Genomic DNA, 25,637 nt, shown 5'->3' with positions numbered 1-25,637 from the left:
TAAGGCAGCGGATCAGGGCAACAGGTGTACGACGTTGCAGGTCAGCTGGGTGTCGCCGAGAGCGGCGGTGATGCGTCCGGTGCGCCAGGTGCCCTCGGCGGTGGGAAGCAGTGCGGTGCGGTCCAGCGTGACGCGGAAGCGGCCGTCGGGCTCGGCTTCTGCCTCGGTGCGCGGTGCGAAACCGGTGGTGCGCATCCACAGCGTGTTGGATTTCGCACGGGTCAGGCCGTCGAGCTCGTAGAGCAGCACCTGTCCCAGCTGGAGGGCGCAGACGAACAGGTCGATCGCGGTGGCACCGTGCTCCTTCGCCGTGTCCGGGCCGGGAGCGTCGACGAGGGTGAGCCGGGCGTGCGCCGTGCCGGCGGACACGTCCGCCACCACGTCTTCCAGGAACTGGCTGCGGTTGTGGTGCGAGACGCCGAACGCCGTGGAGTTCCAGGAGCCGCCCAGGTCCTCGGCGGTGGCGTAGGAGCCGGGCGTACGGTCGGGGTCCTCCGCTGCCGGGTGCTCGGCCTCGACCCGCAGAGTCATCGAGCCGATCGTGCAGTCCATGGTGGTGACGGACCGACCGGCGTGGTCCGGGGACACGGTGGTCGAGCGGTGCCGGGCCGTCACGCCGAAGCGGTCGAGGCCCATCTCGTCGGGAGTGGAACCGGCCTTGATGCGTATGCCGCGCACATGGAAGGGCGCGTCGGCCGCCAGGCGGTGGGTGTGAGCGGCGTACAGACCGGTGAGCCGGGCGGCGAGGAGCATTCCGTCGATGGTGGACAGATGCGGCCGCTGGACGGCCTCGCCCTTGAGCGACCAGGTGTCGGGAAGGTGGATGCCCGCGGTGGCGTGCACTTCGCCCGGCGTGGAAGGGGTGCCGGCGGTGACGGCGATGTCGGTCAGCGAGTACGTGACCCGCTTGAAGCCCTCTCCGAAGAACCGTGCGTGACGGTCCCCCAGTACGTCGTCGACGCTCGCGAGCCGAAGTTCTTGTCTTGGATCGGTGACCTGCATGTGTGACTCTCCCCCATCAGGATGTGTGAGCTGTCCCCCGCCCCGGCGCGCGGTGCGGGGGACGGGTGCCCCCGTGGACGGCGGACTCAGTGGTCGCCGAGCTGGGCCTGCGCGGCGAAGACACCGTGGTGGAAGTACAGCCGCGCCTCGGCGATGAGGCCCTCGTCGTCGAGGCGGAAGACGGAGATACCGGACCAGTTCACGGGGTTGCCGTCGGTGGTCACCACCGCGCCGCGCCAGGAGACGGCGGTCTCGCCACCGGTGGTGTACGCCTCGATCGGGGTGATGCCGATGAACGGGTCGAACAGCGGGATCACCTTGCGCAGCTTGGCGAGGATCGCCTCACGGCCACGGATCGGCTCGCTGCCGACCGGGTCGTGGAAGAGGGCGTCCTCGGCGAAGCCCGCGCCCCAGAGTTCGGGGTCGGCGGCCAGCGAACCGGCGTAGAACTGGTGGACAGCCTTGGGCATGGCCGGGAATGACATGTGTTTTCTCTTTTCCTTGGGACTGGCGGAGCTGCGTGGACTTCGGTGGGTACGCCGGTGGGGCGCGCGCCGGGTCAGGCGGTGAACGCCTCGTGGATCGCGTAGCTGTCCTCGTACATGTGGTAGCGGACGATGCGGCCGTCGGTGACGGTGAAGTGCAGCGCGTACCGGTTGGTGAACTTCTTCTTGGTGGCGATCACTTCGAAGACGCAGTTGGCGATGACCACGGCGTCCTGGCCCTGCGTGACGCGGGTGGTGATCTCGAACGACTCGGGGCCGCTGAGGAGTTGCGGGAAGAGGCCGAAGAACTCGGCGATCTCGTCCTGGGTGGACCGGGAGCCGGCCCACGGGATGCTGGGGGAGCCCGCGACGTAGAAGTCCACGGCGTCGGCGAACTGGCCCAGCAGGGCCTGGGAGTCCCCGGCGCCGAAGGCGGCGAAGAAGGCGTCGACGGTCTCGTCGGTGGTGCGCGTGGCAGCGGTGGTCATGGTGGTTCCAACTCTTCTGTGTGGTGGGGTGTGTGGTGGAGTGTGTGCCCTTGTCCAGGCCGGGTCAGGTGGTGACGTCGAGGCCTTCGCGGCCGGCGAGGACGATGGTCACGAGGGTTGCTTTTCCAGCACCCGCGCGACCCGGCGGTCGGGACGTACGAGGATTCCCCGGGCGTTCTTCGGCACGGTGACCCGGCCGAGCGAAGGCCGGGGCAGCCGGTGTACCTCCCGCACCGGGGGGACCGACGGCTCGGGCGCGAGGGTCTCGGAGTCCGCGTCGTCGAACAGCACCAACGTCGAACCGTCGACACGGTCGCTCGGGGGGAGGAACGGAACTACTCCGTCACGGGTCCGCAGGGCGGTGGGAACGCGCGCGCCGGCTGTCAGCTCGTAGTGCGCGCCGTTCCAGTTCTCGTCGCCGGGATACAACTGACTCCAGGACAGGGCCAGTTCGTCCAGCTCCCGCTGAACCGCCGGGGCGGTCGTGTCGTCCGAGGCCCGGATCCGTTCGATGAACGGCGCCACGAACGTCGTCTTCACCACCTTTTCCGCGTAGGAACGACGTTCCTCGTCATATCCCGCGAGCGCACTCGAATCACCATTGTTCAGGGCCAGGAGAATGCGCCAGGACAGTGCGACGGCATCGCTGATACCGAGATTGAGTCCCTGTCCTCCGGCCGGCGTGTTCAGATGTGCGGCGTCGCCGGCCAGGACGACGTTTCCGGCCGTCAGACGTTCGGCGATCCGCAGTTCCACGGAATAGTGGCTCGTGCGGACAGCGTCCGCGAGCCTCAGGCGGCTGCCGAATCCCAGGGTCTCGATCGCGTCGGAGATCCGGCCCCACGGCACGTCCGCGCCGCGGTCCAGGGCCAGCCCGGACACCGCCGGACCGGCTACGAGCACCTGGTCGCCGGGGATCGGCATCATGGTGACCATGCCGGTCTCCCCGACGTATATGCCCACTTCGTCCCGGCCGACGAGTTCCTGCGGGACGCCTTCGACGAGCAGGTAGCTCGACGTCAGGCTGCGGCCGGTCATCGGAATGCCCAGTGACTCCCGTACGGCGCTGCGCGGGCCGTCACTCCCGATCAGGTAGGAACAGCGGATGTCCTCATGGCCGTCGAAACGGACCGTTATTCCGGTGTCGTCCACTTCGGGGGAAGCGTGTTCGTCAGAAAGACATTCGTGGGAAAGATAGCTCACGCCGTGTTCTATGTGCGCGCCGTATTCGAGTGAGTATTTCTCGAGCAGCCCTTCCAGAATCGGCTGCGGCATGTTCCGGTAGCCGTCCAGGAAGGTGTCCATTCCGGTCATCTCGGCGGAGTACGTCCCCGCCCCGCCGACCCGGAAGGTGAACCGTTCGAGGGGGATGCTGCGGGCGTACACGTCGTCCAGCAGCCCGAAGGAGTCGAGGAGTTCGAGGGTCGGCGCGTGCAGCACGACCGCCTTGGGCCGGTCGCCGCGGTGGAGCCTGCGCTCGGCGACGAACACCTTCACCCCGGCGCGCGACAGCAGTCCAGCCAGGACCAGCCCGGTCGGCCCGCCGCCGATCACGACGACGTCGTAGTTCTTCATACGTTCTCCCGTTTCCAAGAACAAGCCGCGGCCGGACAGGTCCTAGGAGGACGACGCGACCTGCGGTGTGTCGTCGGCGGGGGCCGTGGCCTTCGCCGGTTCGGGCTTGGTGAAGAAACGGCCCAGGAGCTTCGGGTTGGCGACCAGGAGGATCGCGGTGAACACCAGCACTCCGCCGAGGGCCTGCAGCGGGGTGAGCCGTTCGCCGACCGCCACCCAGCCGACGATGGCCGCGGTGACCGGGTTCATCAGCGGAAGCGGAGCGGACTGGGAGACCGGCAGCCGCTGGACGCCCGAGAGGAAGAGGGCGAAGCCGAGCGCGCCGACCACGAACGCGGCCCAGGCGAGGCCCGCCAGCTGCCTGCCGGTGAAGCTCGGCGGCGCACCCTCGAAGATGAGGGAGAGCGGCAGCAGGACGACGGCGGCACCGAGCAGGGTCCAGCCGGCCGTGGTGAGGCTGTGCACTCCCTCGGGGCGGCCCCACTTACGTGCCAGGACGCTGCCGACGCCCATGCTGGAGGCGCTGCCGAAACCGGCCAGGATGCCGATGGTGTCGAGGCTCGCCGAGCTGCGCAGGACGAGCAGTGCGACGCCGGTGACACCGACCAGGCAGGCGATGTAGTGGTGCGGCCGGATCTTCTCCTTGAGGACCACCGACGCGACGGCGATGGCCACCAGGCTGGACGTCGAGTTCAGCGTGGCCGCGACGCCGCCGGGCAGACGCTGGGCGGAGATCAGCAGGAACAGGGTGAACATGCCCATGTTGAGCGTGCCGAGCACGAGCGACTTCCACCACCACTCGCCGCGGGGCAGGCCGGGGCGGATCGCCAGCAGCAGGAGACCGGCGGGCAGTACCCGCAGGAAGCTGTCCCAGTAGGGGGTGGGCGGCAGATAGTGGCCGGCGACGTAGAAGAGGGTGCCGCCGATGGCCGGACCTAGTGCGGTGCGGACGAGGAGGGTGGAGTTTTTCATCTGGTGGGCTCCGGGGAGGGGGTGGGTACGGGCGCGGTCACGCGCTCGGCGCTCGGGAACGATGACGGCTCGGTGAGGACCTGCTCGAAGTGGCCGCGGGCGGGACCGGTCGCCGACCCTCCCGATGAGCGGCGCCTGCCGCCGGGTCAGGCGGTGATGGCGAGGGCTTTGCGGCCGGCGAGGACGATGGCGGTGTGGTGGGCGACGCGTTCGCCGAGGTGTTCGGCGGTGGCGATGTCGGCTTTGGACACCTCGTGCGGGGGGAGGTCCGCGGGGGTGCTGGCGGCGGCGCCGTTGAAGTAGCCGAGGCGGTTGAGGTCGTTCTCGGACTCGGTGCTGGTGTGCCAGCCGGGGTGGAGGCCGAGGTTGATCCAGTTCATCTGGTGTTGGGCGGCGAGGGTGGCGAAGTAGGCGAGGGTGGAGTGCTTGTCGCCGGCCTTGCAGGCGGCGTTGGTGAAGCCGGCGCCGAGTTTGTCCCGCCAGGCGGCGCTGGCCCAGCGCTTGCTGGTGGTTTCGGCGAAGACGTGGAATTTGCCGGCGGCGCTGCCCATGTAGGTGGGTGAGCCGAAGATGATGGCGTCGGCGTTGTCGAGCAGTTGCCACTGTTCGTCGGTGATGGTGTCGACGCGGACGAGGGTGACGTCCGCTCCGGCGCTGCGGGCGCCGCGTTCGACGGCCTGGGCGAGGACGTCGGTGTGGCCGAATCCGGAGTAGTAGGCGATGACGACGGACGGCTTCTCGGTCATGACGGGTGCCTCCAGGGCGGGAACGATGGTGTGAGCAAGGGCGGTTGGGAGGGGTGGGAGCTGTGTTCGGTGCCGCTCAGGCGGCCGTCGCGACGCGCTCCGTCTCCAGGCGGAAGTCCTGGGCCGCGTAGTCCTGGCGGGAGAGTTCCAGGGCCTCGTCCATGCTCATCACGGGCGTGAGGCCGAAGAGTTCGCAGATCTGCGTCAGGCGCTCCGGCATGGTGCCCCGGACGATGTGGTACGGGATCTCCAGCTCGTCCAGCGTCTGCAGCAGCTTCTTGTCGATCGTCGCCCGGAAGCCCTCGTTCATCGGCCGATGGCCGTCCGCGGCGATCGGGAGCTCGTGCTCCAGGTGGACGTACGCGTCGTAGGTGTCCCTCACGTGCTGCTTCAGCGCGATGGCGTACTGGTCGACGACCTTGGCGAAGAACTCCATCTCCGCTTCCTCCACGACCGCTCGGCCGCCCGCGTTGTCCGCGGTGGCGTTCGGGTTCATCCCGTGCATGACGCGGCCCGCGCCGTACAGCCACTCCTGCAGCGAGGAGCCGTCGGATATGAAGTGATCGCCGAGCACGGCCTCCGCCGCGGCCCGGCCCGTGTGCCGGCGCAGCATCAGCTGGAGGAACTCCGCCGGAGTGACCTCCGCGAGGGCCTTGCCGGGCACGGCCTCGGGGAGGATCTCCCGGATGGTGCGGGCCAGGGTGCGCGGGACCCCGGTGTAGCGGGACAGCGCCATGACCGTCGACGTCTTGCCGGCCGAGTACGTACCTGAGATTGCGATCTTCACGCGCCTGATGGCCTTTCTGTTGGGTCTGCTGCGACATTCGGTTGGGGCGGGTGGCCGGCGCGGTGTCGGCCCGGACCTGGACGCTCGTGCCGTCGGCGAGGGGCGGGGGGCGACGGGTGGACAGGGAGGCCCCGGCTGCGTCGACAGAGCCATCCAACCTGTTGGTTGGAAATAGTTGCATGTGCATCAAATGTTGTCAACCAACCGGTTGGATGGTTGAGGCAATAGACTGGTCGCATGGCTGGAAGCACGGAAACGACCAAGCGCCGACTCCTGGACGCCGCGCGAGCGGAGTTCAGCAGCTACGGCATCGCCGGAGCGCGGGTGAACCGCATCGCGGAGCGCGCGGGTGTCAACAAGGAACGCATCTATGGGCACTTCGACAGCAAGGACGGGCTGTTCAGAGCCGTCGTCGCGGAGGCGATGAGCGAGCTCGTCCGGGAGGTGCGGCCGGGCCAGGGGTCAATCGGCGACTACGTGGGCCGGATCTTCGACTACCACCGCAACGACCCCACCCTGCTGCGACTGCTCATGTTCGAAGGACTGCAGGACGGACACCTCGGAACCTCGGACACCTCCGGCCGGGCCTCGTGGTACTCGCTCGCGGCCAAGGCGCTGGCCGAGAACGCCGACTGTTCCGAGGAGGACAGCGGACGCCTGTTGCTGACCCTGATCGGACTGGGAGCCTGGCCGATGGTGATGCCTCAGCTCAGTCGGCTGTGCCTGGGGACGAACGGCGAGGACGTGGACCTGGCGGCGCTGAAGGACTTCGTCGTCTTCTTCGCCGAGCGTGGTGCCGGTGCCGGTGCCGGTGCCGGTGCCGTTTCCGCTTCGAAGGAGGCGTGACGGGCACGCCCTTCCTCCTGCCCCGAGCCCTGTTGATCGAGGTGGGAGGAGAGACCGCCGACTCAGCGGGCTTCGCCCCCGGCGCCGGCCTCGCCGAGGCCTGTGGACCTGATCCTCATAATCCCCCACGGACTGTGTCGACAGGCAGCGAAGCCCGGCGCTGAAGTGCCGATGGCCCATCAGAGTCCTGATCGCTGTCCTGAGTTACTGCGAACTTCTACGAACACGATCGACCGTAGTGAGGCCCCGACCTTCCCGCAAGCGATGGCCGCTCTACTTGACGGACTTCCTCCAGGTTCGCCCGTGGCCGCGATTCCGGCCCGCGTCGCGGACTCCGCGGCACCCGCGCTGGGCCGCTCCGCGGGGTGAGTGCCGTCACTGTCGCCGTCGGCGCGTGCTGGACCAGGTCTTCCCGACGCGTCAAGACGCCCGCACAGGCGCGAACGGCGTACGGGCCGATCGCACTGGCCCGTCGGCAGACACGGGAAGGTCGGCGGCACCCGGCACGGGGGCGGGGCGGGGACGGCCGGACGGGAAACGTCAGGCCGGAAACGGTGAGGGAACCTTCTGAAGTAGGCGGCTCGGCATCGGGGTTGGTCTGTACGGCAGCCGAAGCCCGCCAAGCCGCCGAAGCCCGCCAGGCCGAGGCCCCGGACACCGACGTGGTGTCGGTGACGATCACGGCCTCCCTGGGGGCACCGGAGAGCCGCTGGAGCGCAACGGGGACAGCATGGTCTGCGTCAAGTCGGCTCGCCTTCCCGGCAGTTCACGCTGAGGCCGGAGCGGCACTCGCAGCCACCACCGGTCGTCCAGCTCTACGCCGCCGAGCGGCGACCGAGTCCAGGCACCCACCCGGCGTCAGTTCCCCGCCAGCCCCTTGAGCAGCAGCTCGACCAGGCGCCGCGGGTCGTACCGCTGGTCGCTGTCATGTCCGATGCAGAGGTTGCCGATGCCGCGCATCAGCTCGTACGCCTGTGTACCGGCCCTGATCTCGTCGGCGTCGACCGCCGCGTCCAGCAACTGGGCGCAGACGGGGACCAGGCGGTCGAGGAAGTAGGCGTGCAGGGCGTCGAAGCCGCTGGTGTCCGACTGCATCGCGTTGGCGAGGCCGTGCTTGGTGACCAGGAAGTCGACGAACAGGTCGACCCACTGACGGAGTGCCACGAGCGGTGAGTCGGCGCCCGCCAGCAGGCTCGGGCCCGCCTCGGCGCAGGCCTCGACCTGGTGCCGGTAGACGGCGACGACCAGGTCCGCCCGCGTCGGGAAGTGGCGGTAGATCGTCCCCATCCCGACGCCCGCTCTGGCCGCGATCTCACGGATCGGCGCGTCGACGCCGGACGTGACGAACACCGCGGCGGCGGCGGTGAGCAGCGTCTGCTGGTTGCGCTGCGCGTCGGCCCGTTTGCCTCGGGCCGGCAACTCCCCTGGCCTGCCTGCAGAGTTCGCCACGCTGTCCTTCCTCCGCCTTCTGAGCCGGCTACGCCGTCTCCGCCTTTGACAAAGCGGAACAGCGCTCCGTATCGTAAACGGAGCAACGTTCCGCTTTCGTTCCCAGTGTAAGGGAAGTGCGCGCCATGAGGGAGACCCCTGTCCTCTCGATCGCCCCGATAGTGCTGCCGACGCCCGACCGAGCCGTGGACCTGCGGCTACGCGTCTCCGCACCCGTCGCTGCGCCCGTCACCACATCCGTCACCGGGGACGATGACCTGCCGGTTGTCCTCCTCTCGCACGGCCAGGGCTACTCGAACAACCTCTCCTCGCTCAACGGCTACGCCCCCCTCGTCAACTACTGGGCGGCACACGGCTTCGTCGTCATCCAGCCCACCCATCTCAGCTCGACGACGCTGAACCTGCCCGCCGACACCCCCGGCGCACCCCTCTACTGGCGGTCACGCGCCGAGGACATGTCCCGCGTCCTCGACCGGCTCGACGAGATCGAGGCCGCCGTCCCGCACCTCCCCGGCCGCCTGGACCGGGACAGGATCGCCGTCGCCGGGCACTCGATGGGCGGGCACACCGCGAGCCTGTTGCTCGGCGCCAGGCTCACCGACCCGCAGGACGGAGAGGAAGTGAACCTCACCGAGCCCAGGATCAAGGCGGGCGTACTGCTCGCCGCGCCCGGCCGGGGAGGCGACGCCCTCACCCCGCACGTCAGGGAGAACTGGCCCTTCTTCTCGACCACCGACTTCTCCGCCATGACCACACCCACGCTCGTGGTCGCCGGCGACAAGGACGCCTCCGCCCACCTGACCGTCATGGGCCCGGACTGGCACACAGACCCGTACGCCCTCGCCCCCGGCCCCAAGTCCCTGCTCACCCTCTTCGACGCGGAGCACGGCCTCGGCGGCATCTCCGGCTACGACGTCGCCGAGACCACGGACGAGAGCCCGGCGCGAGTGTCCGCACTCCAGCGGCTCACCTGGGCGTACCTCCGTACCGAGCTCTACCCCGGCGACCCCGCCTGGCGGACGGCACGCGACGAACTGACGGCAGACGCCGACCCGCTCGGCCGGGTGCGGTCCAAGTGACAGGCGCCCAGGTGAGCGAGGATCAGTACAGGCCCTTGTACGCCTGCCAGCCCGTCGCGATTCTCGTGCGGGGGCCGAACGACCCCTTGCCGTCGCCGGAGTTGCGCCACACGTTGCCCGCCGTGTCGCGGGACACGATGTCCGGCTTCGCGTCGCCGGTGATGTCGCCGATGCCGATGACGGCGTTGTAGTTCGAGCCCCAGTCGGCGGCGACCTTCACCCTCGCCTTGAAGCCGCCGGTGCCCGTTCCGTCGAACCGCCACAGGGTGTTGGACCTGTCCTGGGCCAGCAGGTCGCCGCGGCCGTCGCCGTTGAAGTCGCCGACGCCCACGATCCTCTTGTACGCCGACCAGTTCGCGGCGATGAGTACCCGTGCCGCCAGCCTGTTCCCGCTGGTCCCCTTGTAGAGGAACACCTCGCCCGTCGACGCCTTGCGCGCGATCAGGTCGGGGCGGCCGTCGCCTGTGATGTCGCCCGGGTAGGTGAGGAGGTCGTACTGGTTCCAGCCGGTGCCGAACGAGGTGTGCGCGGTGCTGGTGGTGAAGGTCTGCGCGTGCCCGGTCCGGTACGCCCGCAGCTCGCCGCTGCTGTACCGCACGAGGATGTCGTTGTCGCGGTCGCCGTTCAGGTCGCCGAACGGGACCAGCGTCACCGTGGAGGGCCAGCCCGAGGCCGACATGGTGGTGCCGAACGCGCCCTTCCCGTTGCCGGGAATGTAGCTGATGACACCGGACGACTTGAGACCGACGACGTCGCCGATGCCGTCGGGCTCCCAGGAGTTGTTGATGTAGTCGTGGCGTACCGGGGCCGCGGTGGAGATGTTCACCGTGCGCGACACCGTCAGCGCCGCTCCGGAGCCGTCGGCGGGCGGGGCGGTCAGCGTGAACGTGTACGCGCCGTTGGGGACCATGACACCCGCCGTGTCGCGCAGGTTCCAGCGCACGGTCGGTGCGCTGTCCGCCTCACCACCGGTGAACGTACGGATCAGGGCGCCGGTGGCCTTGCTGGTGATCGTCGCCTTCCAGGACGTGGCGGGCCTGCTCAGCAGTCCGCGCCACTGCCACCACGGGTTGGTCTCCCCGTCGCCGTCGTGCTTGTTGTCGGTGGCCTCGGACTCGACGATGCCGAGCGGCTGGGGGACGACTCCGCTGGGCACCAGATGGATCCGGTTGGCCGAGTCGACGTACGCCGCAGGTCCGCCGAACTTGTCCACGGTCCAACTCGCCCCGCGCAGGCTGGAGTTGCCCGCCGCCAGCTCGCCGATCTGCCGGGTGGCCGCGCTGCCGTCGGCGAAGTCGGTCAGGAGCAGAACCCCGGCCGAGGTGTCGTGGCGTACGAGGTAGCCGTCGCCGAGCAGGGCCTCGCCGGACGGGACGGGGATGTTCTTCTTCGTCGTACGGTCCCAGACGCCGGCCGAGGCGGTGGGGCCGCAGGACCAGTAGACCCAGCGGCCGACGGTCTGGAGTTCCTTGGCCACGCAGGGGGCACCGGTGCTGACGGTGTCGGTCGTCCTGCCGGACTTCAGGTCCCGGGCGGCGACGACACCCTTGACGGTGCCCGGGGTCCACAGCCTGGATCCCCAGACGGAGGCTGCCGTGACGGAGCGGGTGAGGATGGGCTGGAGGTTGGTGTGGACGCCGAGGTCGCCGACGTACTGCTTGGCGGGGGAGGAGCCGTTGACGACCACATAACGGCCGGCGGCGTCGAGAACGGTTCCGGCGGCCGAGGGCAGGTAGAAGGAGCCCGCGTCGTCGTCATCGTCGAGGGACTGGACGTACGAACCGGACCCGCTGGTGGTGGGGTCGGCCTTGAAGGTCACCGTGCGTCCGTCCCCGGTGGAGTACGGGCCCGTCCTTCCGAAGCCGTCCCACTCCCGCCAGGCCGGCGCACCCGGGGAGTAGGACGTCCCGGTGGTCGAGATCCGGCGGGTGTAGAAGGCGCCCATGAAGCTGCTGTCGGCCTCGTCGGTGGCCAGGTTGCCGTTCTGCAGCGACAACCGGTCGATCTTGGCGGCCACCGGCGGAACGGCGGTCACCTCCGTCAGTGTCGGCGCGTCCGCCCCCGTGTCGGCGATCTTCCGCACCGCCCAGTGCCCCGAGTCGGCGCCGCCCGCGACCAACAGGCCGCCGTCGGGCGTCGGGGTGAGCGAGGTGTTCGCGTGCCGGAGCAGGGTGAGCGGGGCGCCGCCCGAGAAGGGGACGGCCATGAGCTGTTCGCCGGACAGGTCGGCCGAGTTGGACGGGTCCGACGGCACGGAACGGGCGACCACCAGCCAGCGCCCGGCGATGCCCAGGTAGGGGACCCCTTCGGTGCCCGGCACCGTCACCGTCGTCTCGGCGGCGGAGAGGTCGGCGCGGTTCAGGACGTGGGCGGTGGTGCCGGACGCGTACCAGACCAGCCGGTCGGCGCTCAGCGCGACGGATGTCGGCGCCGTGGACACGACCACGTCGCCGACGACCTTCGCGGCGGCCAGGTCCACCAGCGCCAGGTGCCGCTTGCCTCCGAGGGCGTAGCTGATGACGGCGGTGTCGCTGTCGCCGCCCAGGGTCGTGAAGTTGGTGGTGATCCCGGTCGGCCAGCCGTCGACCGTCGTGCCTTCGGCGGGCGCGCCCTCCCCGTACAGCCACAGCGTCCGGTTGCCGCCGGTGTCCTGCGCCTGGGTCAGCACGTGCCTGCCGTACGTGGCCAGGTACGTGCCGTGGCTGAGGGCGACGTCAGTGGCCGTGCCGGCGGTCATGTCCCGCAGGACGACCTTCTCGGTGGGCGAGACGACATCGGCCACGGTGTCGGACGACGATCCGAGGTACGCCGGGAAGTCGAGCCGGGCGAGGGCGCCCAGTTCGGTGGTCGCACCGGTGTCGTACGACGTCCACAGGTAGCCCGACCTGCCCTCCTGGGCGTGCAGATAGCCGCTCGGGCCGGCGACGTACGAGTGATCCCTGCGCGGCACATAGCGGGCCGACTGGAACACCGTGTCCGCCGCCGCTACGGCGGTCTGCGCGCCGACCGGAACGACGAGCGGACCCGGACCGGCGGTCACGGCGAGAACGGCGAGCGCGGCTGTGACGCCACGGGCGGTGGCACGACCGGCGGTACGACCTGCGGCGCGGCCAGCGATACGACGGGCCAACGTGGACCTCCTGGGCAGAAGAAGGTCCAGCCCCCCGGCCGTCCCCCAAACGAGGGCCCGAGGCTAACAGCCGCCTCTGACCCCTCCGTTGCCAGGTACCGCTACCGGTGATCGGTACCGCTGCTGGTCAGGCGGTCCGCTCGACGGTCCGGGCCAGGATTCCCAGGGTGGCGCGCAGGGCGGACTCCTGGAGGATGGGGAAGATCCCAGCGGCCCGGTACCGCTCGTGGATGCGGCTCCAGTCGTAGTACGAGGTCACCTCGGTGCCGTCCGCCGTGGGGCGGAGCCGGTAGCCGAAGTGGTGGTTGACGGAGGGCTGGAGGGCGGGCGACGTCGGCGTCCACTCGATGAGCGTGTCCTGCTCGAACCGGGTGATCTCCACGGTGACGTCGTACCGGCCCAACGGCCGGTCGTTCAGCGCCTCGCGGTCCATGTGTACGACGAACGAGTCCCCGGCTGCGCGTACGGTGTCGCCGTCGGCGGCCTGCAGCATGCCCGAACTGTCGATCGCCACATGCCCGTCGGGGTCGCACAGCAGGCCGAATATCCGGGCCGCCGGCGCAGCGATGGCACGGACCACCTCGAACCGCTCCACCTGCTCCCCCTGCTCCACCTGATCTTCCTCCTGCTGTGCTCGTTCCGCTGTCATGGCGCCCCTGCTCCCTCTCGTCGACCGGCCCGGAATTCTAGCTTCCGGCCAGGTTGTACCGGGCGGCGACCAGCGCGATGTCGTCCTCCGGGTCGGTGGGGGCGACCTGGTCGAGGACCAGGTCGAGGAGTTCCTCGGGGGCCGGGCAGCCCCGGATGCGGGTGAGGCGGCGCAGGGAGGCGTCGATGTCCTCGTGGCGGCGTTCGATCAGGCCGTCGGTGTAGAGGAGAAGGGTGTGGCCCGGCTCGCAGGGGGCCGTGAAGGAGACGTAGCGGCTGTGGCCGGTGCCCAGGGGCGGTCCGGGTGGCACCGGGAGGAGCGTGGCCAGGCCGTCGGGGCGGAAGACGACAGGGGGAAGGTGCCCTGCGCTGGCGTACGTGCAGGTGCCCCGGCGTGGGTCGGCGATGGCGATCAGGCAGGTCGCGGGGCGGTCGGCGGCGGTGGTGTGCAGCAGGTGGTCGAGTTCGAGCAGGATGCGGTCGGGGCCGGGTTCGCGGGCGGCGACCACGCGCAGCATGGCCTGGTAGCGGCTCATCGCGACGGCGGCCTCCAGGCCGTGGCCCATCACGTCGCCGAGGGCCAGCAGCGTACGTCCGTGGTCGAGGGCGACGGTCTCGAACCAGTCCCCGCCGACGAGCACACCCCGTCCGGCGGGCCGGTAACGGTAGGCGACATCGATATCGGGGTGCGGCCGGCCCGGCTCGGCCAGCAGGGCGCGCTGCAACTGGACGACGGCGTCGTGCTCGGTGGTGTAGCGGCGGGCGTTGTCCAGGCTGATGGCGGCCCGGCCGGCCAGGTCCTGGGCGATCACGGCGTCGGTCTCGTCGAACACCGGCGACTCGCCGGCCCGGACCATGGTGACGGTGCCCACGTCATGGCCGCGCGCGGTCAGCGGCACGATCAGGGCGGAGTGGATGCCGGCGGCCAGATAGGCGGATACGTTTCCGGTGTGGGCCCCGGCGCGGCCCATGTCCCGCTCGTCCATCAGGTTGTCGATCACCGGCCGCCCGGCCGCCAGACACCGGACGACGGACGAGCCGGGCTGGTGGTCGACGTACTCGCCGGGCCGCCCCAGGGGCCGCATCACCGCCTCCAGCTCGGGCACCGCCGCGAGTGCCGCCCGGCGCAGCCGCAGGGATCCGTCGCGGGGCGCCCGGCTGGTGCCGTGCTCGGGGAGAACCTTCACGGTGGCGGCGTCGGCGAGCTTCGCCACCAGGAACTCGGCCAGCTCCTGGCAGGTGGTGTCCATGTCCAGGGTGGTACCGACACGGGTGGCGGCCTCGTCGAGCAGCGCGAGTCGCTCACGGGCCCGCTCCAGCTCCCGCTGCTCCTGCCGGGCGGCCGAGATCTCCAGCACGATGCCGACGATGCCGAGGGTCCGGCCGTCCTGCCTCAGCCGGTGGTAGGCGCCGTGCCAGTAGCGGCGTTCCAGCGGGGAGTCGGCCTGGGTGTGCCCGCTGGAGACCGTCTCGCGCGGGACTCCGTCGTCGATGACGGCCCGCAGTACGTCCTCACGTGCCTCGACACCCGGGACGACCTCGGCGACGGTACGACCGATGTGCTCGGCGGCCGGTACGCCGTTCATCTGCGCCAGGGTGGCGTTGACGTACCGGTAGCGCAGCTCGGTGTCGAGGACGGCGATCGCGGCGGGCGTCCCGTCGAGAATCTGCCCGAGCAGCTCACGCACCCGCGCGGACCACACGCGCCAGAAGCCCGGATCACCTTCCGGCGCCTCCACGCCCAGGCCCTCACCCTCACCTTTGCCCGCGCCCACGTCGCCGGCCCGCTGCCGGTCCACTCCAGCATCCGATCACGAGTCGGGGGGGAGCGCATGTGGAGGTGGGGAGGACAACTCCGGTTGTCTTGGTGTCCCTGAGGGGGGAGACCGTGATCACCACTGTCGGGGCGGTGGCAGCCCGGGGGACGGTCCGGGTACTCCGGCCGCTCGGCAGGCAGGGCCGCCCAGGTGGCTGTTCTGCTCCAGAGGTGCTCCACCGTGCCACACTCCGCCTCATCCTCTTCAGACCTCGTTCAGGCGGCTTGCTCCTCGTGGCCGCCTGCCAGGAAGTCGGCGATCCGGTGGTTCGTCCGCGCGGGCACGGCGGTGGGCATGGCGAAGTGGGTGAGCTCGGTGAGGATCTCGACCCGGGCGTCCGGTACGGCCTTGCGGGCGCGGACCGCGACTTTCGCGGCGTCGTGGGCGTCGCTGCGACCGGCGAGAAGGACCAGGAGGGGAACACTCAGCGCCGTGGGGTCAGGGCGGCGGCCGACGACCAGTTTCCGGTTCGTGAAGCCCGAGACCGCCAGGGCGTAGAGCCGCTTCCAGTCCGGGTCGGTGTCCGTGCCCGCCGTCTCACGGTTCAGATACGCGCCGGCGCGGGCTTGTGTGGGGCGGAGCAGCACCGGCAGCGAGCGCAGCAGGAAACCGGGGCTGAAGTTGGCGAAGCACTGGGTGGGGTCGAGCAGTACCAGCCGATCGACCCGCCGTGCGGCGTGCAGGGCGTAGGTCAGGGCCAGCCAGCCGCCGTAGGAGTGGCCCAGCAGGTGTACGCGGGAAACGGTGAGGCCGTCGAGCAGCGCGTCCAGCCAGGCCATCAGGTCGGTGGTCGAGCGCAGTGGGCGCCCGCTGGGGACGCTGTGTCCGGCGTCGCCGAGGATGTCGACGGCCAGCATCCGGTGGTGCCTGCCGAGTGCCGGGGCATTGGCGAACCAGACGGCGCCGGTGGAACCGCCTCCGTGCAGAAGGAGGACGGGGGTGGCTCCGGCCGGCCCGTAGGCGTGGACGCGGGTGGTGCCGTACGGGGTGGGAACGTCGATCTCGGTGGTACCAGTGGGCCAGCGGGCGAGCATCGCGTCGTACGCCGCGAAGAACTCTTGGGACGAGGACACAACGAACCTCCCGGGAATCTCTCGTTGACCGATTCTCTCGCTCGGCGAGATAGTAACTCGGTGAGCGATGACAACGACCCCGCGATGCGGCTGATCCATCTACTGCGCGCGGTGACCGTGGAATTTGATCTGCGCGGCGCGGAGTTCGCCGGGCGAAACGGCCTGCACCCCACTGATCTGCGGGCCCTCATCCACCTGCTTGACGCAGACCGGGCGGGCATCGACGTCAGCCCGGGACGGCTCGGTGCGGCGCTGCGGCTCAACTCGGCGGGCACGACCGCCCTGCTCGACCGGCTGGAGCGCCTGGAGCTCGTCCGTCGCAGGCGCGCTGAAGACGACCGGCGACGCGTCGTGCTGACGGTCGAGCCGAAGGCCGTGGAGCTGGGCTGGTCCTTCTTCGGCTCGCTCATCGCCAATCTCGTCGACGCGGCCCAGGAGTTCACCCCGGGTGAACTGGACGTCGTGCACCGCTACCTGACCGCTGCCCTTCGAGCAGCCGCTCCCGCCGACGACGCGTCGACGCCCGCAGCCACCCCAGGCGGGCCGCCGGCCCCACAGCGGTTCGGTCAGCCACAGGGGCAGCACAGGCACAGGTCGGCGGTGACGGAGAGCGGTGACGGAGAGCGGTAACTCCATGATCACGAAACCTGCTCCGGCCCCGCCTGCCGGCCGAACCCGGGTGGACCTCAGCGGGCGGGGACCGGCTCGGACGACGGCTGCCACTCCCGCCTGAGCAGCCCGTAGACCCATGAGTCAGAGACCTGGCCGTTGACGACGCAGTCTTCCCGCAACGTCCCTTCGCGCACAAAGCCGAGCTTCTCCAGCACGCGGGCAGAAGCCACGTTGCGCGTATCGGCCTCAGCTTGCACGCGATTGAGGTCCAGCGCGTCGAATGCCCACCGCAGCAGAGCGCGCGCGGACTCGGTCGCGTAGCCGTGGCCCCACGCCGCATCGGCGAAGCAGTAGCCGAGCGACGCGCTGCGGTAGTCCGGATTCCACCTGCTCAGACTGCACCAGCCGATGAACGCCCCCTCGGAGACACGATCTACGGCCAGCCGTGCCCCGGTGCCGTCCTGCGCCATCTGTCGGCAAGCCGTGATGAACTTCTCGGCGCGCACGCGTTCGCTCCACGGTGGCGCGTCCCAGTAGCGCAGCACGTAGGCGCTGCTGTGGAGTGCGAAGAGGTCGCATGGGATGGGTCGCGCTCGTGACGGGACGTTACGAGGTAGGGCTCGTCGCGCAGCCAGGCAGGCTTGTGGAAGTGCTGGTCACGGGCGGTTGGAAGCTCAGGGGCGGTGTCGATGTCAGTGGTGGCGTGCATGATCGGCGCATCACTTCTTCTACGGGGGCGGGGCGCCATGCCGATCACGAACCAGCAGGCAGCGGAGCATGCGTTTCTGGGGCTGTTGTACGAGGACTCGTACTACCCCGACCGCGTCGTCGACAAGGGCAGGACGATCCTGGTGCGGCTCTGCGAGCGGATCGAGGCTGAGCAGCCGTCGGATCTGTCAGCGCTGTACGTGCTGACCCAGGCGGCGACGGAGGAGTTCAACCTGTTGGAGGCGGACTTCGAGGCGGCCGGGAGCGAGATCGAGACGGTTGCCCGCGAGGAGATCGGAGAGAACTTCTGGTTCGTCGCGCAGGCCTACGGGTTCACGGACGCGGACGCGGAGGAGCTGATCGCCACCCGGGAGTGGTGAGGGGCAAGCTGGCCGCAGCGGCAAGTTCGTGCGCGGCTACGCTTTCATGGCGCAGCTGATGTGGAGTAGGACCGGGGGGATCGTGAACAGACCGCTGCTGTTCCTCGACGTGGACGGGCCGCTCAGCCCCTATGCGGCCAAGCCGGAGAGGCGGCCCGACGGCTACACCACTCTCAGAGTGCCCCACGGCAGCGGAACCTCGGACGAACACCGAGGACTTCTGTCCCGGCGGCGGCCCTTGCGGGTCTGGCTCAACCCGGAGCACGGGCGATCACTGCTCCAACTCGGCTTCGAGCTGTGCTGGGCCACCACATGGATGGACGGCGCCAACCGGTGGATCGCCCCGGTGATAGGCCTTCCCGAACTCCCCTTCGTCGACTTCGGCGACGCGTTGTTGCAGGACCGCCCCGACGGGATCCACTGGAAGACCGGCCCCCTCGTGGACTATGCGGACGGTCGTGCCTTCGCCTGGGTGGACGACGAACAGAGCGATCTGGATCAGGCATACGTGGCCGCCCACCATCGCGGGCCCGGGCTCCTGCACCACGTCAATCCGCGTATCGGTCTGATCAACGACGACTTCCGCACGCTCGCCGACTTCGCTGGATCCCTGGACACTCCCCAAGCGACTGGCTGAGCGAGTTGCCACCCCTCCCGGACAGTTCCGCGCCGGTTCCGCGACCATTTGCGGGACAACCCGAGGGGCGCAGCCACACGTTGATGGCTAAAGCGCCACCCTGCTCGTCACCGCCAGGACCGCTCGCCGACCTCGCAGTGGTAGCAACGCGCGACAACGCCGTCGTGGTTGTACCACTCGTGCGCGCCGCAATCAGCGGTGCCTTTCCCGGCGATCCCGCGATCGACCAGGAACCACGGCAGGCCCCGCCGTAGCCGGGTCCGCCACCGATACCTACCCTCGCGCGTCATGCCGGAAGGCTACGGCTGCCGTCATCAGCGCTACCGGAAACCGGTCCACTCGGGCCGTTACGGGAGCACCTTGCACGACCACGACCAGGAGTACGAGGTCCTCACGGTCGACGACGAGCCGGGCAGCTGGGGACCGCGGGAGATGACCGTCCGTTGGGCCGACATCCGACAGACAGCGCCCACCCAGCACCACCGTCAGGGCGAGGTGCCAGAACAACCTTGCCTGGATCGTGCACAGCCCGCGCCTCGTGCTGTCACGGTGCCAACGTCGTGTCCGACCCGGCTTTGCGGCCCCTCTCCACCAACAGCACTCTTTGCGTTCTCGGCCACCCATTGGACCGCGACCGGTCCTACTCGATGTGAACGGGCGGCGGCGACCACCTCGCAGGCAGTTCAGCATCGGGGTCTCCGGTCACCCGAAGCGGGTAACGGAACCTCCACCACCGTGTCTGCTCGGCCATCTCGCTCGGGCTCGTACCGAACGGCGTCATTGGTGCCGTGGCCGCCCGGAATCGCTCGTCCAAGGCATCGAGCTCAGGCTGACGGACTCTGCGGACCCGCTCGGTCAGGATCGGCCAGGCGTCGTGGAGCCAATCACGATGAGTGGCGTCGTTGTCGAACTGCCAGGCCCACATGCTGTCGAAGCCATCCTCGACGTCCGTCACGAACTCGGCCCACCCCTCCAGGCGAGCGTTCAGCGTCAGGGTGCCGAAATAGCGCGGGGTCAACGATTGCGTGGCCAGATGAACCGACGCATAGTCCTCGCCATCCAACGACTCACCGTCCATGGTCCGCAGCCTTGCAGGAGAGCCCGCTGTCTACCAGTTACAGCGAAGTTCCTGTTCGGAGGGCGCGCCAGACGGGCATGCGCCGGGCAGAACGACCCAGCCCATGAAAGCGCGAGGTCAGCGCATGGAGAGATCAGCTTCGTGTCTGAGCCAGGCCACCCGAGAGTAGGTTGCCGTCCCCAGAAATCACGCGAGCCCTTTGGCGACGGGTAGCACGACACCGCCGCCGGAGACTCGACGGTCAGACCTTGATCACATGGGCATGCGTGCCGCACAGCATGCGGAGATCCTCGGGGTCCGAGGCCAGGACGGTCACCGGTGCCGGTGAGGCGAGTGCCGTGGCGGCGACGATCGCGTCGAGGGCGTACTTGTGCCCGTGCAGGCCTGCTGCGGCGAGAAGCCTGCTCGCGTGACGGGCGATGGCTTCCGTGGGCGGGACGATGTTGACGCGGGAGACCGCGTGGTCGAAACGGGCCTGGCTGGTCCTCGGATCGCGGGCTTCGACGAGGGTGACGGAGCTGACGACGAGGCGAATGTCCTCGGCTTCGGCAGCGGCGAGCCACTCGGTGAGGTCGGATGCGCGTCGTACGACTTTGGACAGCCCCTCGCAGTCCAGAACGAGCGTCCCCGTCACGCGGCGTCCGCTGAGTCGGCCGTGCCTCCACGCAGCAGCGCCCGCTTGGCCTCGACGGCGGCCTGATCGACCGGGCCGTGTTCGACTTCGGCTTCTTCGATGAGTTCGCGCAGCCGGTCCCGTTCCAGCTGGCGCTGGATGAGGGCTTCGACGTACGCGGACATCCCTCGTTTGCCGGTCCGCTCCTTGAGGGCGGCGATGGTGCCCTCATGGAGAGAGACGGAGACGGGGCGGACGGGGCCTTCGCCGGGGGCGGGGGGTGCGGCCATGACGTCACTTTAACAAGAGTTTTGTTATTGGGGTTGATCGCGCACTCGCGGCGGGACGTCACGAGGAAGAACTCATCGCACAGAGAGGCAGGCCCGCGGCCTCCGAATAGGTGGTCAGCGCCACTCGGCCGGAATCTGGGCCACCTGCTCCAGCAGGTCCCAGTCCTTCGGGCGAGAACTCGGTGACCTCGACGGGGCGCCCTGGCCGAGCCAGTACCCGCGGTAGCTACGGATCCCCATGACGCCGACGTCGCTCATGCTCGGCTCGTTGCCGCAGCACGGGCAGATGGCACCTTCATTGGGCCAGCCCTGTTCCCAGAAGGGCTCCACTCCGTCGTCGTATCCACAGACGCGGCAGACGGTCTCCCACTCGGGGCCCGGCGGACTCTTAGGTGCGGACGGCATGCGGTGGCGCGACCCCCTGCTTCAGTGGAACTCGTGAACTACCTGGATCTCGCCGACGATGTGGTCGTTGAGGTCGTCCAGTTCCTCAGCCGGAATCCAGAGTTCGAGGATCGTCCGCCCACCGGCCTGCTGGACGGGATACCGGCTCAGGAACTCCGAGTCGACCTCGAACCGGGTGACGAAGCCGGCACCGTCGTGCTTCACGTTCCAGTCGCGCGCGATCCTGATCGCGTAGTCCTCGTTGAGGACCGGATAGAAGATCGGCTGCTCGGGAAGCCGAGGCGGCCACGCACGCCAGTCACTTCTCCCTGGTCGAAGTGACCCTCACCCTCCACACAGGCCAACTCCTCCTGGAGGTCTCCGACCCCGACAAGGAGAAGACCCCGGCACCACGCGCCGCTGGCCAACACGACGAGGACGGGCGCGGGTTGGCCGTCATCGAGGCGCTGGCCGGGGGATGGGGATACGACCTGCGCCGGTTCACCGAGTGCGCCTGGGCCACCTTCCCGATGCCGCGCCCGGAAGTCGCCCCCGCGTGTTCCGGCTGACCTCACGACTGCTCACCAGGCTGGCCGCCGTACTCCGCCCCCGCCCGCCGAGCCCACCAGCGCTACCCGAACTCGCCCGGCCACCGCGCACACCGGACCCGTACGTCTGGACCCTCCTCAGCCCCCACCACGCCCGCCGGCGCAGACGTACGCAACATGCCCCACCGGCGAACCGAACCGCCCTCCTCGCGCCCGAAGAACCTCGCTGGCAGCCGCCGTTACGCAGCTCACCCCGCCCTCCGGAACACGCGCCGCACGACGACGTCGTACGCCTCTACGTCGTCCAGGCCCTCGGCGAGGAACCGCGCCCCGCGGCAGAGGGACGGTCGAGGCCGGACCCGTTCGGGCGGCCAGGACGCTGAGGGTCCGCTTTGGGTCGGCGCCCGTTGTCAGTGGCGGGATCTAGGGTGCGGCCGGGAGCCTGGAAGAGCGGGACGCCCTGGCCTGGGTCCAATCGGCCAGATGGGGCCGGGCCTTGTCGGTGAACGTCGTCGAGGACGTGCCGCGTTCGCGCCAGGTCTTCGCGGAGGAACAGTTCGCCACGCTCCTGGACCGGCTCGGATTTCCTCACGGGCCGGACGGTGAGGACGAGCACGACGAGGACAAGGAAGCGGGCCGAGATGGGTTTTGAGGGTCAGGCGTGGCGCCTGGAGCGGGACAGGGTGTTGCTCGGCGAGATCATGATCGAGGACGCCGACTTCCCCTGGCTGAGCGGCCGTTTCGTACCCGAGCCGGTGTTCGCGGAAGTCGAGCCGTGGTTCGCCGAGACGCTCGCCCTCATCGAGGCGGAGCGGTACGAGGAGTTCGACGACGCCTATGACCGCATCGCCCAAGCCCTCACCCTCGTAGCCCCGTCAGGACCCGTTGCAGAATTCCTTTTGCACATCCAGGGCGGTCAGGCCTGGTTCCGCTGGAGTGACGAGCCCTTCGAGGAATCGTAGGGCGACGGGACTTCGCACCAACATCAACAGGAACAAAACCTTCCACATCTTGTCGAAACCCGACCCCATCCGCTCTACAACCCTCGATGTGCCCCAGAAGTCTCTGTGCGTGAACCATGAGGTTCTACGGTGCTCGCGGGTTTGCCGTGACTGCTGCCGGGCAAGCGCTCGCCGTTCCGCTGTCGGCCGCCGCCGCCGTTTTCGGGGCGTGGTCGGTTGACGTGGGCGGGCTTTGTGATGGGGGAATCAGGTGTCGATGCAGGGCGCGGACAGCGGGCAGCCGATGCGCGGGCGGGTCGTGGGCGGGATGCAGAAAGTGATCCCGTCGCCCCGACAGCCTCTCCCGCTCGCCACGACCGAGCAGTCGCGCGGGCCCACCGGGACGACGAAGAAGCCCACCCGGACGGCCGCGAAGCGCGCCGCCATCCCGGGGCGCGGTGACCGTCGGCTCTACGCCATCGACGGGCTCCGTCTGCTCGCCGCCCTCGTCGTGGCTTTCCACCACTACGCCGGAACCTGGCGGGTCAACCAGCCGGGCAACGCGATCTGGGACCGGCCGGTCTCCGACATCATGCCGACCTGGTTCCGGTTCTCCGCGTACGGGTGGATAGGCGTCGAGATCTTCTTCGTGATCAGCGGGTTCGTCATCTGTATGTCGTGCTGGGGGCGCACCCCGCGTCAGTTCTTCACCTCCCGCGTGATCCGCCTCTACCCGGCGTACTGGTTCGGCATCATCTTCACCTCCGTGGCTCTGATCGTCATGCCCGGTGTGTGGCCGCGGCACCGTGCACGTGACGTCCTGCTCAACTTCACGATGATGCAGTCCGGTTCGTTCGTCTCGAACGTCGACAACGTGTACTGGACCCTCTGGTCGGAGCTGCGCTTCTACCTGCTCTTCATGGCCGTCGTCGTGACCGGGCTGACGTACCGCAAGGTCGTGGTGTTCTGCTGCCTCTGGGGCGCCGCCGCGATGATCACGCCGGCGGCCGGGTTCCGACCGGCGACACTGATCATCAACCCCGAGGGTGCCTGGTACTTCATCGCCGGCCTCGCCCTCTACCTCATGTACCGCTTCGGCCAGGACCTGCTGCTCTGGGGCATCCTCGCCCTGGCCTGGCTGATGGGGCAGCGGGAGCTGGGGCATCGCATCGACACGGTCGAACGGGTCTCCAGTTGGCGCGGCAGCGTGCTGATCTTCACCGTGTTCCTGCTGGTGATGGTCGCCGTCTCGCTCGGCTACACCGACCGTATCCGCTGGAAGTGGCTGGTCACGGCGGGTGCGTTGACCTACCCGTTCTATCTGACGCACTACCTGGTCGGTACGACGCTCATCAACCGGTTGCGCGACACCATGGACGCCCGGCTCCTGGTCGTCTCCGTCATCGCCGGCTTCCTCGTACTGAGCTGGCTGGTGCACAAGTTGGTGGAAGCTCCCCTGGCGCGGCTGATGAAACGGGGACTGGACACGTCGTTCGCGCGATTGCGCAACGCCTCGTCGATGTCCTGACCGGGCCGCCGCCCCCTCTGCCGAAACCCCGGGTCACCCTCCTGGCCCGGGGTTTCCTCCTTCCGCCGTGCATCCGTCGTACACCCGTCGTACTTCCGTCCTGCTTTGGTTGCGGCAGTTCAACCTGCGTGCACAGCAGGGGCGTTGACCCGCCCCCGGTGCACAAGCAGAATGAGCCCGCGCGTTCGTGAGAGCGCTCTCAGCCGAGCAGAGGAGACCCATGAACGGCAGAATCGGCAGGTCCGACGGAGAAGACGCGCCCGGCCCCGCGCTCAGCCGCCGCACGCTCATCGGAGCCGCCGGCCTCGGTGCCGTCGCGCTCACGGTCGCCGGCTCGGGCACAGCGGACGCCGCCAACTCCCGTACCGGCTACGGGAGTTCCGTCGCGGCCGCCGAGCGCCGGGCCCACTCCTTCCTCGCCGCCGCCATGGACGCCTACCCCGACCACGGCGACATCCGCCTCACCCAGAGCTACACCGACCAGGCGGGCCTGTTCAGCACGGCGTTCACCTACGACAACGCCCTCGCGGTACTCGCCCACCTCGCCACCCGCACCGAGGCCGGCCGGCGCCGGGCCGTCGCACTCGGGGACGCCCTGCTGTACGCGCAGTCGCACGACCCGGTGTACGACGACGGAAGGCTTCGGCAGGCCTACAACGTCGGGCCGTACGTCTTCTTCGACGGGGTCGCGCAGCCCGACGGGTTCGTGCGGGCCGATGGCACCGCCAACGTCGGCACCCAGTTCGGGTTCACCGGAACCGCCGTGGGCGACATGGCCTGGGCCGGGATCGCGCTCGCCGCGCTGGCCCGCCGGACCGGGAAGCGCCGCTTCCTCGACGGCGCCGTACGGATCGGCACCTGGATCCAGCTGAACGCCGGCACCGAACAGCCCCTGGGCGGTTACAAGTTCGGCGTCGACGGCGGCAACGCGAAACTGCCGTTCAGCTCGACCGAGCACAACACCGACCTGGTCGCCCTCTTCGGGCAACTCGCCCTGCTCACCGGGGACCCGGTCTGGCGGCAACGGCGGGCGGTGGCACGGGCGTTCGTCGAGAAGATGTGGGAGCCGGCCGGCACAGCGGGCGCCGGGTTCTTCTACACGGGCACCAACGACGGCGTGACCGTCAACAAGTCCCCGATCCCCGAGGACACCCAGACCTGGACCCACCTGGCTCTCAACTCGCGGAAGTACTCAAGGTCGTTGGACTGGGCCGCCACCGAACTCGCCGTCCTGGACCGGGCCGACCGCACCAACAGCACGGTGCCCGCGGGACAGTCGTACGAGGGCGTCACCTTCAGCTCCGCGAGCCTGCTGGCGAACGAGGCCGCCCCCATCGCCGAGTTCCAGCCGAAGCCCGACCGCAACGGCGTCTGGTTCGAGGGGACCGCGCACCTCGCCCTCGCCCTCCGGGACCGCGCCGGACACGGCGACGAGGCGCGCGCCCACCGGCTGATCGCCTCCGTCGAGCGGGCCCAGGAACTCCTCGGCACGGGCCAGACCGTCGGCACCCGGGCCCTGCCCGAACGCGCCGGGGTCGTCTCGGCCAGCAGCCCCCTCGACACGGGCTTCGGCTTCGGCTACTACCCGTACCGCCACACCGGCGCCACCGCCTGGTACCTGCTGGCGGCGACCCGCACCAACCCCCTTCACGCGTAGTCGTATTGACCCCTACCCGAACGCGCCCTGGAACAAAGGAGTTTCGCCCCGCCCCACGCACCCGCAGCGCGTAGCTCACCAGGGCGTGGTTCAGCATGTACGGCGCGACGAGGAGAACATCGCCCGGCTCGTCGAGCAGCTGCGTGCCGGCGTCGGAAACCCCG

At 69.4% G+C, this 25,637-nt stretch carries 28 protein-coding genes and 1 pseudogene; 10 read left to right on the top strand and 19 right to left on the bottom strand.

Annotated features, from left to right (window positions below):
* Positions 1-12 precede the first annotated feature (12 nt).
* The 7 genes from QA861_RS44320 to QA861_RS44290 form a co-directional block, all read right to left on the bottom strand.
* Positions 13-1,002: an AvrD family protein gene (locus QA861_RS44320; RefSeq protein WP_334594609.1), complete on the bottom strand. Its 990-nt coding sequence runs from the start codon at positions 1,000-1,002 to the stop codon at positions 13-15.
* Between the two features lie 86 nt (positions 1,003-1,088).
* On the bottom strand, positions 1,089-1,487 hold the full coding sequence (locus tag QA861_RS44315) for a nuclear transport factor 2 family protein (RefSeq protein WP_334594608.1): 399 nt from the start codon (positions 1,485-1,487) through the stop codon (positions 1,089-1,091).
* A 74-nt stretch (positions 1,488-1,561) separates the two neighbouring features.
* A complete protein-coding gene (locus QA861_RS44310) occupies positions 1,562-1,975 on the bottom strand; it encodes a nuclear transport factor 2 family protein (RefSeq protein WP_334594607.1) in 414 nt (137 codons plus the stop codon).
* 108 nt (positions 1,976-2,083) lie between these two features.
* Positions 2,084-3,550: an FAD-dependent oxidoreductase gene (locus QA861_RS44305; RefSeq protein ID WP_334594606.1), complete on the bottom strand. Its 1,467-nt coding sequence runs from the start codon at positions 3,548-3,550 to the stop codon at positions 2,084-2,086.
* Between the two features lie 42 nt (positions 3,551-3,592).
* Positions 3,593-4,522 (bottom strand): DMT family transporter, encoded by a 930-nt coding sequence (locus QA861_RS44300; RefSeq protein ID WP_334594605.1) that lies wholly within the window; start codon positions 4,520-4,522, stop codon positions 3,593-3,595.
* Positions 4,523-4,668: 146 nt separating this feature from the next.
* Positions 4,669-5,268: a flavodoxin family protein gene (locus tag QA861_RS44295; RefSeq protein ID WP_334594604.1), complete on the bottom strand. Its 600-nt coding sequence runs from the start codon at positions 5,266-5,268 to the stop codon at positions 4,669-4,671.
* A gap of 76 nt (positions 5,269-5,344) precedes the next feature.
* A complete protein-coding gene (locus QA861_RS44290; protein WP_334594603.1) occupies positions 5,345-6,055 on the bottom strand; it encodes an ATP/GTP-binding protein in 711 nt (236 codons plus the stop codon).
* Between the two features lie 237 nt (positions 6,056-6,292).
* On the opposite strand from QA861_RS44290, the gene QA861_RS44285 reads away from it, so the two are divergent.
* Entirely contained in the window at positions 6,293-6,901 is a 609-nt protein-coding gene (locus tag QA861_RS44285; RefSeq protein ID WP_334594602.1) for a TetR/AcrR family transcriptional regulator, read from the top strand.
* Between the two features lie 858 nt (positions 6,902-7,759).
* Here QA861_RS44285 and QA861_RS44280 read toward each other — a convergent pair.
* Positions 7,760-8,350, bottom strand: coding sequence for a TetR/AcrR family transcriptional regulator (locus QA861_RS44280; RefSeq protein ID WP_334594601.1), 591 nt, complete (start codon positions 8,348-8,350; stop codon positions 7,760-7,762).
* Positions 8,351-8,475: 125 nt separating this feature from the next.
* Here QA861_RS44280 and QA861_RS44275 point away from each other — a divergent pair, with 125 nt between their 5' ends.
* Positions 8,476-9,429, top strand: a complete 954-nt coding sequence (locus tag QA861_RS44275) for an alpha/beta hydrolase family protein (protein WP_334594600.1) — start codon at positions 8,476-8,478, stop codon at positions 9,427-9,429.
* A 22-nt stretch (positions 9,430-9,451) separates the two neighbouring features.
* Here the strand turns inward: QA861_RS44275 and QA861_RS44270 are convergent, their stop codons facing one another.
* From QA861_RS44270 to QA861_RS44255, 4 genes are all read right to left on the bottom strand, one after another.
* Positions 9,452-12,559: an FG-GAP-like repeat-containing protein gene (locus tag QA861_RS44270; protein ID WP_334594599.1), complete on the bottom strand. Its 3,108-nt coding sequence runs from the start codon at positions 12,557-12,559 to the stop codon at positions 9,452-9,454.
* Between the two features lie 127 nt (positions 12,560-12,686).
* A complete protein-coding gene (locus QA861_RS44265; RefSeq protein ID WP_334594598.1) occupies positions 12,687-13,208 on the bottom strand; it encodes an SRPBCC family protein in 522 nt (173 codons plus the stop codon).
* Positions 13,209-13,245: 37 nt separating this feature from the next.
* Positions 13,246-15,006, bottom strand: coding sequence for a SpoIIE family protein phosphatase (locus QA861_RS44260; protein ID WP_334594597.1), 1,761 nt, complete (start codon positions 15,004-15,006; stop codon positions 13,246-13,248).
* A 233-nt stretch (positions 15,007-15,239) separates the two neighbouring features.
* A complete protein-coding gene (locus QA861_RS44255; protein ID WP_334594596.1) occupies positions 15,240-16,097 on the bottom strand; it encodes an alpha/beta fold hydrolase in 858 nt (285 codons plus the stop codon).
* Positions 16,098-16,181: 84 nt separating this feature from the next.
* Between QA861_RS44255 and QA861_RS44250 the strand changes: the two genes are divergently transcribed.
* Positions 16,182-16,727: a MarR family transcriptional regulator gene (locus tag QA861_RS44250; protein ID WP_334595047.1), complete on the top strand. Its 546-nt coding sequence runs from the start codon at positions 16,182-16,184 to the stop codon at positions 16,725-16,727.
* A 56-nt stretch (positions 16,728-16,783) separates the two neighbouring features.
* Here QA861_RS44250 and QA861_RS44245 read toward each other — a convergent pair whose 3' ends face one another.
* Complete coding sequence (locus tag QA861_RS44245; RefSeq protein WP_443041697.1) at positions 16,784-17,293, bottom strand: GNAT family N-acetyltransferase; 510 nt, start codon at positions 17,291-17,293, stop codon at positions 16,784-16,786.
* A gap of 162 nt (positions 17,294-17,455) precedes the next feature.
* Between QA861_RS44245 and QA861_RS44240 the strand changes: the two genes are divergently transcribed.
* Together QA861_RS44240 and QA861_RS44235 are read left to right on the top strand one after the other, a co-directional pair.
* Entirely contained in the window at positions 17,456-17,797 is a 342-nt protein-coding gene (locus tag QA861_RS44240) for a DUF5713 family protein (protein WP_334594595.1), read from the top strand.
* A gap of 82 nt (positions 17,798-17,879) precedes the next feature.
* Positions 17,880-18,434 carry a hypothetical protein gene (locus QA861_RS44235; RefSeq protein ID WP_334594594.1) on the top strand — a complete coding sequence of 185 codons (555 nt, stop codon included), beginning with the start codon at positions 17,880-17,882 and terminating at the stop codon, positions 18,432-18,434.
* 107 nt (positions 18,435-18,541) lie between these two features.
* On the opposite strand, the gene QA861_RS44230 is transcribed toward QA861_RS44235, so the two are convergent.
* From QA861_RS44230 to QA861_RS44205, 6 genes and pseudogenes are all read right to left on the bottom strand, one after another.
* The gene (locus tag QA861_RS44230) at positions 18,542-18,724 is read right to left on the bottom strand and encodes a hypothetical protein (RefSeq protein ID WP_334594593.1); all 183 of its coding nucleotides are present in this window, start codon (positions 18,722-18,724) and stop codon (positions 18,542-18,544) included.
* Between the two features lie 350 nt (positions 18,725-19,074).
* Positions 19,075-19,512 (bottom strand): hypothetical protein, encoded by a 438-nt coding sequence (locus tag QA861_RS44225; protein ID WP_334594592.1) that lies wholly within the window; start codon positions 19,510-19,512, stop codon positions 19,075-19,077.
* Positions 19,513-19,753: 241 nt separating this feature from the next.
* Complete coding sequence (locus QA861_RS44220) at positions 19,754-20,146, bottom strand: type II toxin-antitoxin system VapC family toxin (protein ID WP_334594591.1); 393 nt, start codon at positions 20,144-20,146, stop codon at positions 19,754-19,756.
* The gene (locus QA861_RS44215) at positions 20,143-20,415 is read right to left on the bottom strand and encodes a hypothetical protein (RefSeq protein WP_334594590.1); all 273 of its coding nucleotides are present in this window, start codon (positions 20,413-20,415) and stop codon (positions 20,143-20,145) included. Before QA861_RS44215 ends, QA861_RS44220 begins: the two co-directional genes overlap by 4 nt.
* A 114-nt stretch (positions 20,416-20,529) precedes the next feature.
* A complete protein-coding gene (locus tag QA861_RS44210; RefSeq protein WP_334594589.1) occupies positions 20,530-20,820 on the bottom strand; it encodes a hypothetical protein in 291 nt (96 codons plus the stop codon).
* 21 nt (positions 20,821-20,841) lie between these two features.
* Positions 20,842-21,120: pseudogene (locus QA861_RS44205) on the bottom strand (hypothetical protein); the annotation flags it as partial.
* A gap of 17 nt (positions 21,121-21,137) precedes the next feature.
* Between QA861_RS44205 and QA861_RS44200 the strand changes: the two are divergent.
* The 5 genes from QA861_RS44200 to QA861_RS44180 all read left to right on the top strand — a co-directional run bounded on the left by QA861_RS44200 (position 21,138) and on the right by QA861_RS44180 (position 25,473).
* Entirely contained in the window at positions 21,138-21,368 is a 231-nt protein-coding gene (locus QA861_RS44200; protein WP_334594588.1) for an ATP-binding protein, read from the top strand.
* A 475-nt stretch (positions 21,369-21,843) separates the two neighbouring features.
* The gene (locus tag QA861_RS44195; RefSeq protein ID WP_334594587.1) at positions 21,844-21,999 is read left to right on the top strand and encodes a hypothetical protein; all 156 of its coding nucleotides are present in this window, start codon (positions 21,844-21,846) and stop codon (positions 21,997-21,999) included.
* Positions 21,989-22,309, top strand: coding sequence for a hypothetical protein (locus tag QA861_RS44190; RefSeq protein ID WP_334594586.1), 321 nt, complete (start codon positions 21,989-21,991; stop codon positions 22,307-22,309). Before QA861_RS44195 ends, QA861_RS44190 begins: the two co-directional genes overlap by 11 nt.
* 250 nt (positions 22,310-22,559) lie before the next feature.
* Positions 22,560-23,816 (top strand): acyltransferase family protein, encoded by a 1,257-nt coding sequence (locus tag QA861_RS44185; protein WP_443041654.1) that lies wholly within the window; start codon positions 22,560-22,562, stop codon positions 23,814-23,816.
* A gap of 220 nt (positions 23,817-24,036) precedes the next feature.
* Positions 24,037-25,473 (top strand): Tat pathway signal sequence domain protein, encoded by a 1,437-nt coding sequence (locus QA861_RS44180; protein ID WP_334594585.1) that lies wholly within the window; start codon positions 24,037-24,039, stop codon positions 25,471-25,473.
* The last annotated feature ends 164 nt before the right edge of the window (positions 25,474-25,637 follow it).

The sequence above is a fragment of the Streptomyces sp. B21-083 genome (assembly GCF_036898825.1).
In the GTDB taxonomy this organism is placed as follows: domain Bacteria; phylum Actinomycetota; class Actinomycetes; order Streptomycetales; family Streptomycetaceae; genus Streptomyces.
This window is presented reverse-complemented; position numbering and strand designations above follow the sequence as displayed.